This is a genomic window from Peribacillus sp. SRI_006 (assembly GCF_057586375.1).
In genome coordinates, this window is record NZ_JBYCZT010000009.1 from 165,718 (window position 1) to 180,417 (window position 14,700).

General features: G+C 40.6%; 17 protein-coding genes. 4 read left to right on the forward strand and 13 right to left on the reverse strand.

What is annotated here, in order from left to right:
* Positions 1-8: 8 nt before the first annotated feature.
* Both AC2YHV_RS14840 and AC2YHV_RS14845 read left to right on the forward strand, forming a co-directional pair.
* Positions 9-755: an SDR family oxidoreductase gene (locus tag AC2YHV_RS14840; protein ID WP_487373509.1), complete on the forward strand. Its 747-nt coding sequence runs from the start codon at positions 9-11 to the stop codon at positions 753-755.
* Between the two features lie 33 nt (positions 756-788).
* Positions 789-1,199 (forward strand): cupin domain-containing protein, encoded by a 411-nt coding sequence (locus AC2YHV_RS14845; protein WP_487373510.1) that lies wholly within the window; start codon positions 789-791, stop codon positions 1,197-1,199.
* Positions 1,200-1,330: 131 nt separating this feature from the next.
* On the opposite strand, the gene AC2YHV_RS14850 is transcribed toward AC2YHV_RS14845, so the two are convergent.
* The 4 genes from AC2YHV_RS14850 to AC2YHV_RS14865 form a co-directional block, all read right to left on the reverse strand.
* Complete coding sequence (locus tag AC2YHV_RS14850; protein ID WP_403192578.1) at positions 1,331-1,432, reverse strand: DUF3732 domain-containing protein; 102 nt, start codon at positions 1,430-1,432, stop codon at positions 1,331-1,333.
* A gap of 21 nt (positions 1,433-1,453) precedes the next feature.
* Positions 1,454-1,711 carry a DNA methyltransferase gene (locus AC2YHV_RS14855; RefSeq protein WP_487373511.1) on the reverse strand — a complete coding sequence of 86 codons (258 nt, stop codon included), beginning with the start codon at positions 1,709-1,711 and terminating at the stop codon, positions 1,454-1,456.
* A 142-nt stretch (positions 1,712-1,853) separates the two neighbouring features.
* Positions 1,854-3,386, reverse strand: coding sequence for a flotillin lipid rafts scaffold protein FloT (gene floT / locus AC2YHV_RS14860; RefSeq protein ID WP_098186946.1), 1,533 nt, complete (start codon positions 3,384-3,386; stop codon positions 1,854-1,856).
* Between the two features lie 20 nt (positions 3,387-3,406).
* A complete protein-coding gene (locus tag AC2YHV_RS14865; RefSeq protein WP_057277378.1) occupies positions 3,407-3,925 on the reverse strand; it encodes an NfeD family protein in 519 nt (172 codons plus the stop codon).
* 314 nt (positions 3,926-4,239) lie between these two features.
* Between AC2YHV_RS14865 and AC2YHV_RS14870 the strand changes: the two genes are divergently transcribed.
* The gene (locus tag AC2YHV_RS14870) at positions 4,240-4,812 is read left to right on the forward strand and encodes a biotin transporter BioY (protein ID WP_048679976.1); all 573 of its coding nucleotides are present in this window, start codon (positions 4,240-4,242) and stop codon (positions 4,810-4,812) included.
* Positions 4,813-5,074: 262 nt separating this feature from the next.
* Here AC2YHV_RS14870 and AC2YHV_RS14875 read toward each other — a convergent pair whose 3' ends face one another.
* The gene (locus AC2YHV_RS14875) at positions 5,075-5,560 is read right to left on the reverse strand and encodes a YusW family protein (RefSeq protein WP_487373512.1); all 486 of its coding nucleotides are present in this window, start codon (positions 5,558-5,560) and stop codon (positions 5,075-5,077) included.
* A gap of 100 nt (positions 5,561-5,660) precedes the next feature.
* Complete coding sequence (gene trhA, locus AC2YHV_RS14880; RefSeq protein ID WP_063575916.1) at positions 5,661-6,305, reverse strand: PAQR family membrane homeostasis protein TrhA; 645 nt, start codon at positions 6,303-6,305, stop codon at positions 5,661-5,663.
* A 159-nt stretch (positions 6,306-6,464) separates the two neighbouring features.
* On the opposite strand from trhA, the gene AC2YHV_RS14885 reads away from it, so the two are divergent.
* A complete protein-coding gene (locus tag AC2YHV_RS14885; protein WP_057277374.1) occupies positions 6,465-7,052 on the forward strand; it encodes a DUF2087 domain-containing protein in 588 nt (195 codons plus the stop codon).
* A gap of 57 nt (positions 7,053-7,109) precedes the next feature.
* Here the strand turns inward: AC2YHV_RS14885 and AC2YHV_RS14890 are convergent, their stop codons facing one another.
* From AC2YHV_RS14890 to odhB, 7 genes are all read right to left on the reverse strand, one after another.
* On the reverse strand, positions 7,110-7,709 hold the full coding sequence (locus tag AC2YHV_RS14890; RefSeq protein WP_057277373.1) for a cell wall hydrolase: 600 nt from the start codon (positions 7,707-7,709) through the stop codon (positions 7,110-7,112).
* A gap of 120 nt (positions 7,710-7,829) precedes the next feature.
* On the reverse strand, positions 7,830-8,390 hold the full coding sequence (locus tag AC2YHV_RS14895; RefSeq protein WP_487373547.1) for a GNAT family N-acetyltransferase: 561 nt from the start codon (positions 8,388-8,390) through the stop codon (positions 7,830-7,832).
* 39 nt (positions 8,391-8,429) lie between these two features.
* Positions 8,430-8,834, reverse strand: coding sequence for a secondary thiamine-phosphate synthase enzyme YjbQ (locus tag AC2YHV_RS14900; protein ID WP_487373513.1), 405 nt, complete (start codon positions 8,832-8,834; stop codon positions 8,430-8,432).
* An 810-nt stretch (positions 8,835-9,644) separates the two neighbouring features.
* A complete protein-coding gene (locus tag AC2YHV_RS14905) occupies positions 9,645-11,537 on the reverse strand; it encodes a PTS fructose transporter subunit IIABC (protein WP_487373514.1) in 1,893 nt (630 codons plus the stop codon).
* A 4-nt stretch (positions 11,538-11,541) separates the two neighbouring features.
* Positions 11,542-12,462, reverse strand: a complete 921-nt coding sequence (pfkB, locus tag AC2YHV_RS14910) for a 1-phosphofructokinase (protein WP_487373515.1) — start codon at positions 12,460-12,462, stop codon at positions 11,542-11,544.
* Entirely contained in the window at positions 12,462-13,214 is a 753-nt protein-coding gene (locus tag AC2YHV_RS14915) for a DeoR/GlpR family DNA-binding transcription regulator (RefSeq protein WP_487373516.1), read from the reverse strand. Before AC2YHV_RS14915 ends, pfkB begins: the two co-directional genes overlap by 1 nt.
* A 226-nt stretch (positions 13,215-13,440) precedes the next feature.
* A complete protein-coding gene (gene odhB, locus AC2YHV_RS14920; protein WP_487373517.1) occupies positions 13,441-14,700 on the reverse strand; it encodes a 2-oxoglutarate dehydrogenase complex dihydrolipoyllysine-residue succinyltransferase in 1,260 nt (419 codons plus the stop codon).

Sequence of the window (14,700 nt, forward strand, 5' to 3'; positions counted from 1 at the left end):
TATTTATTATGTCTAATATTCAAGATAAAGTTGTCATTATTACAGGTGCTTCTTCTGGAATTGGAGAAGCTACTGCAAAAGAACTTGCGTTTAAAGGAGCAAAGTTGGTACTCGCAGCTCGTCGTGAAGATCGATTAAAGAAATTACAAGAAGAAATTAGAACCAATGGCGGAGAAGCTATTTATAAAGTGACAGATGTCACTTCTCGTCAACAAATGGAAGAACTCGCTGCTTATGCACTTAAAGAGTTTGGCAAAATTGATGTACTAGTTAACAATGCTGGAATCATGCCACAAGCTTTTCTAGCTGAAAATAAAGTTGATGAGTGGGATAAAATGATTGATGTCAACATCAAAGGTGTTTTGTATGCCATCGCTGGTATCGTTCCATCTATGAGAGAACGCAAATCCGGTCACGTTATCAACCTTTCTTCAGTAGCAGGACATAACATCTACCCTGGTGGAACAGTATACTGTGGTACCAAATTTGCAGTAAGAGCCATCTCTGAAGGTTTACGCCAAGAAGAAGCGATGAATGGCACCAATATCCGAGTTACCAATATTTCTCCTGGGGCTGTTAGCAGCGAATTGTTAGAAACTACAACAGACCCAGCAATGAAAGCAGGGCTAGATGAATTTTACAAAGTTGCCATCGATGGTGACAGTATCGCTCGTTCAATAGCCTTTGCCATTGAACAACCATCTGATGTAGGAATAAATGAACTGATTATACGCCCTACAGTTCAAGTAGGTTAATAATAAAAAATATAGTTTATTGGAGGAATTAAAATGGCAAAACATGAAGAAGTAAAAAATGGCGTTATTTTCCCAGTGGGCGAAAAAAATGAAGCATATGCACAATTTTTTGTTGGACAAAGCTATCTTAAATCATTAATTGCTGACCCTAAAGTGAGTGTAGGTGTAGGAAATGTGACCTTTGAACCAGGATGCAGAAATAACTGGCATATTCATCGTGATGGATTCCAACTTTTATTAGTAACTGGTGGCGAAGGTTGGTACCAAGAAGAAGGAAAACCTGCTCAATTCTTAAAAGCCAGTGATGTTATTGTCACCCACGATGGTGTAAAACATTGGCACGGGGCTACAAAAGATAGCTGGTTTGAACACATTGCAATCACTGCAGGTACACCGGAATGGTTGGAACCAGTAACAGATGTGGAATATAGCAAATTAAAATAAAAGTTGATGATAAGAATTGCCCTGTTATACAGGGCTTTTTTATATCAATCATAAGAATTATGATGTATTCAACCACTACTTTTATGAAAGGAGTAATACCTTTGGATAGGCCATATGATACCTGATTTGGTTCAAATACTTTGAGAGAATATAAGAAAATTCGGGACAAACCGAACTCCTTGTTTAATAATTAATTCGTGTAACCCTAACATAAAGCATAAATGCATAAACATATGCGTACCCCAATGATGTCTTTAGGAGGTTAAACAGCTATAACATCGTTTACTTTCCTCATCTTTGTGCAAGGCCTTCGAAGCTTTGTTAAAGTAAGTATTATCTAACTCGAAACCAATAAAGTTCCGATTTAAGTTTATTGCAGCCTGTCCTGTTGATCCTGAACTCATAAAACAATCTAATACTGTTTCACCTTCATTAGTATGAGTTGCAATGATTTTTTCCAGAACAGGAACTGGCTTTTGACAAGGGTAAAATCTCACTTTTCCACTAACCATAGGTGCTCCTTAAGAAGCCTCATCATAATAAAAATTAAACGTTCCTTTTGTTCCTTTAGTATAGGAAATAAAATATTCTTCTATTCAAAAAAAGGTAAGAGCATATAAGTGCCCTTACCTTTCTTCATTTTCTTCTTCCCTACTACTCTTCCTTGCCTGCTGCCATATTCATGCTCGCTTCGACATTCTCCTGGCTGATGGTGGTGAATGGTAAATTTCGTTTTCCTGAGAAATTCTCAAGCAAGTCTTTGACATCAATTCCCGAGGATGCTTTTAATGACTCCTGCAAGGATGCCATTAAATCCGTTGCATATCCAGTCACTTTATTAGCCCCGCCATTCGCACCGCTTCCGCCTGTGTCCACTACAGTGATCTTGTCGATATTACTAAGCGGGCTTGCCACTTGTTTTGCATATTCCGGCAGCATTTTCAAAATCATGTCCATTACGGCGGCTTGCCCGAACTGTTCAAATGCTTCGGCTATTTTCTGCTTGGCCTCTGCTTCTGCTACCCCTTTTAACCTGATGATTTCCGCTTCTGTCGTACCTTGTGCCCTTTGGGCGTCCGCTTTAGCAAGACCGTCCATTCGAACGCGTTCCGCTTCCGCTTTTGCCATGGCTTCAATTTTATACTTATCGGCATCCGCTTCTGTAATCTGTTTCATCTTGTTGGCGGAGGCTGCCTGCTCTACCGCATAACGGTCGGCATCGGCCTTTTTCTTCACTTCTGAATCATATTGCTTTTCACGGCGGAGGATTTCTTTTTCCTCCAGCTCAATTTGCTTCTGCCGTTCGATGATCCTGATTTGCATTTCCTGTTCGGTTACATCCTGTTTAGACCTGGCCGTTTCAAGATCGTACGCTTGGTCAGCCCGTGCCTTGGCAATATCCTGCTCTCGACGGAATTCCGCAACCTTTAGCTTGTTGATTTTTTCGGCTTCGGCTATTTCTGTTGCCCTTTCAAGTTCGGCACGCTGCGCTTCCTTCGAAGCTTCGGCTCGCTTGATTCGCGTTTCTTTCTCTGCATCGGCGGTAGCTATATCGGCATCCCTCTTCACCTGTGCAATCCTAGGCTTTCCGAGCGATTCAAGATATCCATTTTTATCCCGAACATCTTTAATCGTGAACGATACGATAATGAGTCCCATTTTAGCTAAGTCCTGCGAGGCTACCCTCTGTACCTCCTGGGAAAACTTTTCACGGTTTTTATAAATTTCCTCGACGGTCATCGAACCAAGGATGGAACGAAGATGCCCTTCCAATACTTCCCGCGCTTCCTGTTCACGGTCATCTTTCGATTTACCAAGGAATTGCTCAGCAGCTGTGGCTATATCGGTGATTGAACCGCCAATCTTGATGATCGATACACCATCTGCCATGACCGGAACTCCCTGTTCTGTATATACTTCGGGAGTGGAGACCTCAAGCTTGCTTGACAATAAGCTTAGTGGTTCCGCTTGCTGGAACACCGGGAGAACGAAAGCACCCCCGCCGCGGACGATTTTAATTTTATTTCCTGATTCGTCAATGTGAACATTTTTGCTTCCTAAGTAGCTTCCGGTCACGATTAATGCCTCATCAGGACCAGCCGTGCGATATTTCGTAACAAAGACAGCAATAAGTGCGATAAATAAAACTGCAACTATGGCGACAACTATCCAAATCAAATCAAACATACCTTACCTCCTACACTTTTTTAATCCTGGTGGGGCATAACATAGATAACCCCATTTTTAACTTCGATGATCAAGACCTTTGTATCCGAAACAATTCCTTCATTCTTATAGCTGGCCGCAGTTTTGGCGATGCTTCCACTTATGCTTTCTATCAGGACTTCCCCAAACCCGTCAACGGGGATTGATGTGAGAACCCTGCCGACCCTTCCTCTCAGGTCATTATCATGAAATGTCAAACTTTCTTCCGCTGATGAGATGGGAATCAAAACAAATACATTCAGTAAAGTGACGATGGTAAATGAAATGATGAGGGAAATGCCGGCACATAATCCAGCATTAAGCCCTGAAAGCGATTCAAGTAAAAAACCACTCGCAAAAAACACGGTCAAAAAGCAAAAAATGAGCGTAGGATTAAATATATCCGGTAATTCAAGGCCGGAAAATATATCATTAAACAAGATAAATAAGAATGTTAACCCCCCGAATATAATTAATCCATATAAATAGACTGTTTCTAATGGAACTCCAAATAACTCCATCTCTTTCATCCTTTAAATTCGATTTTTCCAAGCCGCATACTACTTTAATGGCCTAGGATAAGCGTTTTACCAACATTAATAATCTATCGTTATAATCCCCTCCATTTACTTCGCTTACCATTCATACGATTGATGCATTCAAAAAGTTTCATTTATTTTCCAAGTTTTGAATTTCATCCTTGTAAAACCCTGTATTCTCTAGGACCATTATTGAAATAAAATGCATAATACCATTGACAGTGTTTACTTAACATATTAAAATTCTTTATATGTTAACTCGTTACATAACCAGGTTTACATTAGGGGGAAACACGATGAAGGAGCGTCACGAGAAGTTAAGAATGATGATGGTTACAGCATTATTTGCAGCACTTATAGGAATACTTGCCCAAATTACCATTCCACTGCCCTTAGTTCCGATTACAGGACAGACTCTAGCTGTTGGACTGGCAGCAACAATACTGGGTTCACGTTATGGAACCTCTTCCGTTTTATTATACTTGTTCATAGGGGCAGCGGGAGTACCGGTTTTCGCTGAAATGTCTGGGGGACTAGCTAAAATATTCGGTCCGACTGGCGGTTATTTATTATCCTATATCCCGACAGTATATATAACGGGTCTGATATTGGAAAAAACCCGTTTCTCCGTTGCAATGGCTTTCGTTGCAAATACAATCGGGATGATAATTACTTTGGTAATCGGTACGGTTTGGTTAAAATATATGAGTTCATTATCTTGGCCAGTGGCATTTGCCAGCGGTTTTGCACCATTTATAATCGTAGGCGTTTTAAAGGCATTCCTTGCATCTTGGCTTGGCATTACAATCCGTTCAAGGTTAGCGTCAGCTAATATGCTGCCAAAAAAAAATGCACCAATATCCCAATGATGGGTAAATGAAGAGAGGATACCGCTTATGGCATCCTCTCTTTTCTTCTATATTCAACTTCCAGAATACTACAAAAAAAAAGACTCTTAAAAAAGAATCTTTTTTGCAAGTGTTTATTGCGGTCCTATCCCCATAAGTCCGAATATGAATAGCAAATGTATATTATCCCCTTTGCTAACCGTAATCATTTTACTATAGGAACAGTAATTTGACAACTATTGAAGGCACACAGAAACATGCAGAATATCGTTACGGATTTTAGTTACTTATTACTCAATTTATATTCTTTTTTCGTACCATCATCGAAAACGACCTCTAAATCAAATTCTTGATAGCCATCCTTCAAATTAAAAGCTTTTGTCACTTCTTGAATGACTTCCTCATCTGTTGAATCTTTAGTGAATGTCAATTTTTCTAGAATCGGGGTCAACTCTTTCATTGCTTCGTCACCGTGAACTTCGTGTTTGTTAAGCTTGTCCTCGATTGAAGCTTCTGTTTGGGCTCCCATTGTATCATATTCAGCTTCGTATTCGTTATCATTGCCGGTATAATCCACTTCTAATTGAAAATCCTTATATGTGAAAGGTAGTTTTTCATTATTATCCTTGCCTGTTTCAGGATTATTTTCAGCTTGATTTTCATTTTCCTGAACCGGGGGGTTTTTCACTTCATCTTTTTCTTCGCCGCATCCAGCCAAAACAAGCATAGCGGCAAACGGCACTGATAATATTTTGATTGATCTCCCCATTAGTTTTTTCCTCCTTTAGTTTGTATACCTTACTTATTTCCTAATGGGGGTCATTTAAAACCTCAACCAATCTCTCAAATACATCAAATCGGCCAAGTTATCATTGTGGAAGGATATAAAACAATACCGCAAAAAAGTGTGTGGCAGTTCCCCCAAGCACGAATACATGCCAAACCGCGTGATGGAACGGAAAACCCCGCCAAACATAAAAGATGGCTCCGAACGTATAAAGCAATCCCCCTGCAATCAGTAGCTGGATACCCGCTGCAGGCATCGTAGCTGTAAGTGGTCCCCAAACGATAACGATCATCCACCCCATGGCAATATAAAGGATCGTCGAAAGGAAGAGGAATTTTTTCACATAGAAAGCTTTGAAGACGACGCCAATGATTGCAACTCCCCAAATGATACCTAGCAGTGTCCAGCCCAGTGACCCTTTGATCACAAGAAGCATGATTGGCGTGTATGTTCCTGCAATGAATATATATATGGCTGAATGATCAAAGATTTCAAAAATATCCTTTGTTTTACCTTCTGGAAAACTATGCACTAAAGTGGAAGAGACGTATAAAAGAAGCATGGAAACACCATATATGACCGAAATGACTACATTCCAAGGCGATCCTGTTTGGGCTGAGAATATGATTAAAAACACAAGTGCGGCAATACTCAACAAAACGCCGACACCGTGGGTTATCGCATTGACCACTTCTTCTTTTCTTGTATAAACATGAGTATTGGCCATGTTACAGCTCCTTAATTCCGGATTAATTTTTTTAGTATTCCCCTAAAGTATACATCAGATCTTCCAAGCAATATAGAAAAGTGAATAGTAACTTGATTAACTGCCACCAATTAGATTATTATCTAATTAGATGTTAATCTAATTATGAGGGGGGATAAAGTGCAATTAGAAAAATTGGTCGCTTTCCACAAGACGATTGGTGATGTGACAAGGATCAGGATAATATCCATCCTGGCAAACGGTCCAAAACACGGACAGGCACTTGCAGGTATACTAAAATTGACGGCTCCGACCATCTCACACCATTTATCGAAATTGAAAGACATTAATTTAGTGAAGGACCGGAGGGAAAAAAATACGGTCTATTATTTTTTGAATGAAGATGTCCTGCAGCATTATTCGTCAGCATTGCCTAAAATGGTTTCAACTAAGGGGGACTCCAGTAAAATGGAAAATCAAAAGCTGATTTTAGAACATAAAAAGATCCTTGAAAACTTTTATACTCCAGATGGTCGACTAAAAACTATACCAGCACAAAGAAAAAAGAAAATGATCGTTCTTCATCATATTGGAAGCCTTCTGGAAAAGGGACGTAAATATCCAGAAAAAGAACTGAATGAATTCATCCAGTCTTTCCATGATGATTATGCAACGATAAGACGTGAACTCATTATCGGAAGCATCATGTACCGCGAAAACAGCATTTATGAGCTGAATCCCCGCGAAATGTGGGCTGATATCATTTAACGGTTTTCTAAAAAAAGAACCGGTCTCCCATTTGGAAAACCGGTTCTTAGATGCAGTTTAGATGGCAAAATGGTGCCCGCCGATAATTTTTATTACCTCTAATTGTTTCATCCATTCGCTGTCCGAAATACTTGGATTCCAAAAATACAAGGCATCATTTGTGTAGCCATGAATAGCCAATGCTTCATTGACAGCTCTCTTGGCATCCTTTCCTGCCGGTTTGTTTATACTGCCATCACCTACAGGCGAGAATTGGTTTTTTTGATAAATCACTTCCCGGACCGTATCAGGGAATTCATTGCTATCAAGGCGATTCAAAACAACTCCCGCCACCTCGACCTTTCCTCTGTATGGTTCCCCTTTGGCTTCTGCATGCACAAGCCTTGCTAATAATTCTTTATCTTTATCATTCATTACATGTGGAATAATCAATGTTTTACCAGGTTCGGCAACATTATTTACGTTATGATTGACTTCTTTTAACTTACCGATCGGAACACCGTGCTGCTTTGCAATATCCCAAATCGATTCACCTTGTTTAATGACATGTTTAGTTGCCCCATCAGAAGCTTTAGTTGTCGTTCCCTTAGGAAAAGCTATACCAAGTACGATGACACTTAGAGTCATTATCACGGATATTAATACTGATAATTTCATCCTGTTACCTCCTCGTTAAGCACCTTCCTAGGATAACAGACCATATTGGAGAAAACAGTGCTAAATTTTTTCCAAGGAAATGCAGGAAATATTTTCACGTTTCAATTTACCTTTGAAATTTTATGTTTCCCACTCTTCCCGCAGCATTCCCATTCTGATTGAATCATAATAATAACCATCATGATAGCGGCATTTTCTCATTCTTCCCTCTACTTGCATTCCTACCTTTTTCCCAACTGCGATCATACGTTCATTACCTGACCAAGTTGTAAGTCCAACCCGCTCAATCTCCAGGTTTTCGAATAAATACCCACTGAACATCATTAATGCTTCTGTCCCATGACCGCCATTCCAATACTGGGGATCAAAAATAGTAATTCCGATTTCAAGCCAGCGTGAAGGTTCATGTTCCCAGTAATATACAACAGATCCTATAATTTGATCGTTTTTTTCCATTAATAGCTCGGAGTAAGTCCCGATTTTTTCATCATAGGTTTTATGCTTCGTTTCTTTTTCGATAAACGTATGGAAATCAATGAGTTCAAGAGGGAGATAAGGTGCATCCCACTTTTTCCATTCCGGATCGGTTTCGCCATATTTCAGGCTCCATAAACGTTTTAAATCGGCTTGATTTACATTCCTCAATATGACTTTGCTACCTTCAATCCGAACATCGTCCACTCCGCTTCCTCCCACTTCATCCATGCTGAACCTTCCATTTTACTGGTCGACACATAATTTAATAAAATATTGCCTTTCTCTTGGACCATCGAATTCACAAAAATACACACCCTGCCAAGTACCAAGGACTAAGCTCCCTTTATGGATGATCACATGTTGTGAAGAACCAACCGTACTTGATTTCAAATGGGCAGCCGTGTTTCCTTCCATATGTAAATCCAATGTATGATTCCATGGGTATTGCTCATCCAATCTTCTTAATATATCCTTTTTGACATCGGGGTCAGCATTTTCATTGATCGTGATCCCTGCAGTCGTATGTGGACAATATATAAGAGCTACCCCTTCTTGAATCCCCTTTTCCTTGATGAATGCCTGTACTTCTGTCGTAACATCAATCATATCATCCCTTTTCACCGTTTTTAAGGTATTTTTCTTCAGCATGTACATTCACTCCTTTTATTCATTTTAATACTCCTTTACCCATAAACATAAAAATTCATGCTTTCTTAAACAATGCACGACTAAAACATAAGGAGATCTTATCGATGACAATCAAAAAAAAACATCCCTATTGATCTTTTTATTTTAGGCTGTTTTCGCATACTTTGTTGCTATTTACCAAGTAGTGCGGTGTGGTTGATTTCCCCTCCAGATGCTCGCTTTCCTTGGTGCGGGCGGTGAGCCTCCTCGGCGTAACGCCTGTGGGGTCTCACCTGTCCCGCTGCTCCCGCAGGAGTCTCGCACTTCCGCTCCAATCAACCTTAAATAGAGTCGTTTTAAAAACAACAATCTTTACGAAAAGAGCCTTATTTTAAAATTGGATATATAAGGAATTGGAAGGTGTTGCAAAATGAACTTCCTTTTTAAGTCAATCGACCATTACCAATTAGCATCTCCTAATACCGAGGACCAATCAAGGAAGTTTTTCACTGAGATACTAATGTTCCGGGAAGTGAAAAAGCCTCATTAAGTTCCAATGGCGGGTTATGGTTCGAATCGGGATCGATCAAGATTCATGTCGGAACGGAGGATCATTTCATTACGCAAAAAAAGCTCATCCAGCACTTGAAGTTGAAAAACTCAACGAATTTAAACAACATTTAATGACTTAGTATATTTCTTTTACAGTAGATGGAGGTTGCCCGGTGCGAACCGTATATATTTAACCGATCCCTTCGGCTGGATCGAAATATTGGAATGTAAGTAATAAAAAGCGGGTCCATTTATCTCGGACCCGCTTTTGTAGTATATTTATTTTTGTTTCTTTTTCCAGATTCCCAATATTAAAGCAGTAATGAGGGCTCCTATTAAAATCGCCAGCAAATAGCGGAAAGGATGGTTGACTAGGGGGATGACGAATATACCCCCATGCGGCGCTGGCAATGTTACTCTAAAAGCCATTGACAGCGCTCCTGCCGTCGCTGACCCAATAACACTGCTGACAATAACCCGCAATGGATCCGCCGCCGCAAAAGGAATCGCTCCCTCTGTAATGAACGAAGCACCCATGAAGTAATTAGTGAAGCCGGATTTCCTTTCCATTTCATTGAATTTACTTTTAAAGAATGTAGTTGCAAGTGCGATTCCAAGAGGAGGAACCATTCCACCAGCCATAACTGCAGCATGCGGTCCGAAACTTGATGCTTCAATGGCTGCAATCCCAAAAGTGAATGCCGCTTTATTTAAGGGGCCTCCCATATCCACAGCCATCATGCCCCCAAGAATCAAGCCGAGGAATATTGCGTTCGTGCCGGATAAGCCCTGCAGCCAATTAGTCAGGCCCGTGTTAATTGCTGTTACTGGTTCATTTACGAGAAATATCATGATAAACCCTGTAATTAACATTCCGAATACAGGATAGAGTAAAACCGGTTTAATGCCATCAAGTGTTTGCGGTAACTTGGAAAACAATTTTCTTAATAGTAAGACGACATAACCTGCAAGGAAACCGGCGATCAGTCCGCCAAGAAAACCGGCATTAGCCTGTGCTGCCAATAATCCACCTACCATACCAGGGGCAAAACCTGGACGGTCGGCTATACTTGAAGCAATGAATCCAGCGAGTACTGGGATAAGCAAGAAGAAGGCACCATTTCCCCCGCCAATATCACTTAGTGCTTTGGCAATGGGATTATAATCCGGATTTGCCGGATCGGCTGCCTCGATTCCAAAAAAGAAAGAAAGCGCAATCAAGATTCCGCCCCCGACGACAAATGGAAGCATATTACTTACACCATTCATTAAGTGCTTGTAAATCCCCAATCCTCCCTTAGCTGAATCACCTTCATCACTTTTACCATTTCCAGTTCCTTTGTAAACAGGTGCATCCTGATTCATGGCTCTGGTTAACAGTTCCTCGGTCTTCCGGATCCCCTGGGCAACAGGGACAATAATGACATGTTTTCCATTAAAACGATCCATTTCTACCTGCTTATCAGCCGCAACAATAATGGCATCCGCCTCTTCAATTTCTGCGGCGGTTAAACCATTTTTGATTCCTGTGGAACCATTTGTTTCCACTTTGAAATCGATTCCCATTTCCTTCGCTTTAGCCTTTAACGCATCGGCAGCCATATAAGTATGGGCAATTCCTGTTGGACAAGCTGTAACGGCAAGGATTTTACCTCCTTTATCGTTACTGCTGGCGCCATTACTCAATTGCTTTTCTTCACTTTCTTCTTCATAAGCTTCCATTTCTTTTTGATTGATTATCTCCAACACTTCCTCACCAGAAGAAGCAGAAATCAATCGGGCCCTGAATTTATCATCCATCAGTAACGAAGAAAGCCTAGAAAGAGTTTCCAAGTGATCTGCATTCGCTCCTTCACTGGCTGCAATCATAAAGAACAAATGGGCCGGCTGTCCATCAAGCGATTCATAATCCACACCACTGACCGATTTGCCGAAACAGATGGCAGGTATCTTTACAGCATTTGTTTTTGCATGCGGTATGGCTATCCCTTCACCAATCCCGGTTGTGCTTTGTTCTTCACGTTTTAAGATGGCAGCTTTGAAACCATCCAGATCATTTAACCTGTCTGCCTCGGCTAACTTTCCTGATAGTTCATCAATGACTGCTTGCTTTGTAACACTTTGCAGATTGATTATGATTGTATCCAATTTTAACAAGTCTGTAATTTTCATAGAGTCAGCCTCCTGTTAGTTGATTGATAGCAATTTGCGGTAATAACTCTTCAATTTTATCCAATGTACCGAGATCGGATGAAAAGGCTGTAGCACTTCCTGCCGCAAGACTGAAGCGGAAAGCAGATAGAATATCCCCTGTCCTTTCATATGTCCCGATGAAACCTGCGACCATGGAATCACCGGCACCCACTGAGTTGATGACGTTCCCTTTTGGAACATTTGCGGAATATGATTCTCCACCCGAGCAAAGCACGGCACCCTGTCCCGCCATTGAGACAATAACGTTTTGTGCTCCTGCTTCAACCAATTTAGCGCCATATTCCCTAGCATCATCAATGTTACTTATTTCCCTGGAAAAAAGCTCACCCAGTTCATGATGATTGGGCTTTATTAAAAATGGCCGGTGTGGAAGGACATTCAGTAATTCCTTGCCACTCGTATCCACCACCACTTTAATGCCATTATGGGTACAAGACCTTGCCATGGCTTCGTATACATCCGAAGGAACGCTTGGAGGGATGCTTCCTGACAAAATGAGGATATCATTATTGTTCAACTGTTCAATCTGACTAAATAATTGTTGATAATTCCCTTTTGAAATGACTGGCCCTTGGCTATTTATTTCGGTCTCAAGCCCTGTTTTCAATTTAATGTTAATTCTTGTATCTCCAGCTATTTCTGTAAAGTCCGTGAAAATCTCTTCCTGTCTTAAAAACCTTTTTACAAATTCACCTGTTTGTCCACCGATGAATCCTAACGCTGTTGTACTATTTCCCAGCCTTTTTAGCACACGGGAAACATTGATCCCTTTCCCTCCAGGGAATTTTGCATCATAACTGGTTCGATTCACCTTGCCCATTTGAAAGCTCTCCACTTCGACCAGGTAATCGATGGATGGATTGAGTGTCACTGTATAAATCATTAAATGGTCACGACCTTTACCTTTGGATTTTTTTGAAGGTGAGCAACAGCCTCTTCATCATTGCTGTCAGTAAGGATAATGGCATCGCTTACATCTGCCACCTTGGCGAAAGTAGCTTCATTAAGTTTTGAACTGTCAGCAAGCACGTAGGTCTCGTTAGAGAGACGTAATGCCATCTTCTTCAGCAGGGCTTCCTCAGGGTCTGGTGTTGTGAAACCCAATTCTTGATGGATGCCGTTCATTCCCAAGAAACATTTATCAAAACGGTATTCATTCAAAAACTGTACAGCATTACTTCCTATAATTGCATTTGTCGAAAACTTTATCATTCCGCCAACTAACACTGTTTTGATTTCCAATTCGATGAGTTTTGGAATATGCATAAGACCATTTGTCAGCACCGTTATATTTTTATCTTTTAAATAAGGAATCATTTCGGCAGTTGTCGTGCCTGCATCAAGATATATACAATCATTTTTCTCTATGAATGAAGCCGCCAGCTTTGCTATAAGTTGTTTTTCAGCTTTTGCTTTGTATTGCTTTTCCATAGTTGTTGGCTCAAGGCCTTTTCTTTGCAGTAAAGAGGCCCCGCCATGCACGCGTTTCAAGAGCTTCATTTCTTCGAGTTGCACTAAATCTCTCCGAATGGTCGACTCCGAGGCTTGTAACTGATCTACAAGCTCCTGCAGCTTTACCGTTCCTTGTTCTTTAAGGATCGATAAGATGAACTGATGCCTTTCAGTTGTCAACAATTCGCCCACCTCACTTTAATATCATCATCATATATGAAAATGAAAGAATAATCAATCATAAACGTTTAAAAATAATCAAATTCATCCAAAAATACATTCAAAAACATTCATTTTTATTAGAGATGAACTTTCTTGAATTTCATTATCTTTTTTTCTATGAAAATATCCTTTCTTGTTCAACAAAAAAACCCCCATGTCAAGATGACAGGGGGGTAGTATTATTTTATTAGCCTTGAAGTAAAAGTTGTTCTGGATCTTCAAGCATATCTTTGATGGCCACCAAGAAACCAACAGCTTCTTTTCCGTCTACGATACGGTGATCATAAGATAATGCAAGGTACATCATTGGTCTGTTTTCGATTTGGTCTCCAACAGCGATTGGACGAGTCTTGATTGTATGCATGCCCAAAATCCCAACTTGAGGGGCATTCAATATTGGTGTTGATAATAGGGAACCGAAAGTCCCTCCGTTAGTGATGGTAAAAGTACCACCTGATAAATCTGAAAGTCCCAGTTTGTTGTTACGCGCTTTAACAGCTAAATCCGAAATGTTCTTCTCTATTTCAGCAAAGCTTTTGCGGTCAGCATCCCTTACAACTGGAACGACAAGACCTTCATCAGTGGATACTGCTACACCGATATCATAAAAGTTCTTTTTCAGGATATGGTCGCCTTGGATTTCAGCATTCAATAACGGATATTTTTTCAATGCGCCAATGACCGCTTTAGTGAAGAATGACATGAAACCAAGTTTAACATCATTTGTTTTCACGAAAGAATCCTTATGGCGGTTACGCAATTCCATGACTGCAGAAAGATCGACTTCGTTAAAAGTTGTAAGCATGGCTGCTTCTGATTGTACTTGAACTAGACGTTTGGCAATGGTTTGACGACGGCGTGTCATTTTAACCACTTCAATGCGGTCATCATTCACTTCAACAGGAGCTGCTGCTTGTTTAGCTGCAGGAGCTTGTTTTGGAGCTGCTGCAGGTGCATTACTTGCTGCTTCTACGTCTTGTACACGTACACGACCTAGTGGATCTGCTACAGGCACCTGAGTCAAGTCAATTCCTTTTTCACGAGCCAATTTCCTTGCAGCTGGTGATGCAATAACTTGTTGAGTGGATGATGATTCTTTCGCTTCTGCTTTAGGAGCCTCTTTAGCAGGAGCCGCTTGTTCAGCCTTAACTGGTTCTGCTTTAGCTTCTTCAACCTTAGGAGCTTCCGCTTTTGGAGCTGCTGCAGCTGATCCATTTTCATCAACGATGGCGATAGCCTGTCCGACTTGGACAGTATCGCCTTCTTCTGCTAAATGTTCAGAAAGTGTACCAGTATAATCTGAAATGATTTCAACGTTCACTTTATCCGTTTCAAGTTCAAGGACATATTCTCCTTTTTCAACGTGATCACCGGGTTGTTTTAACCATTGCGCAATAGATCCTTCAGAAATTGATTCTGCTAATTCAGGTACTTTTACTTCAGCCAT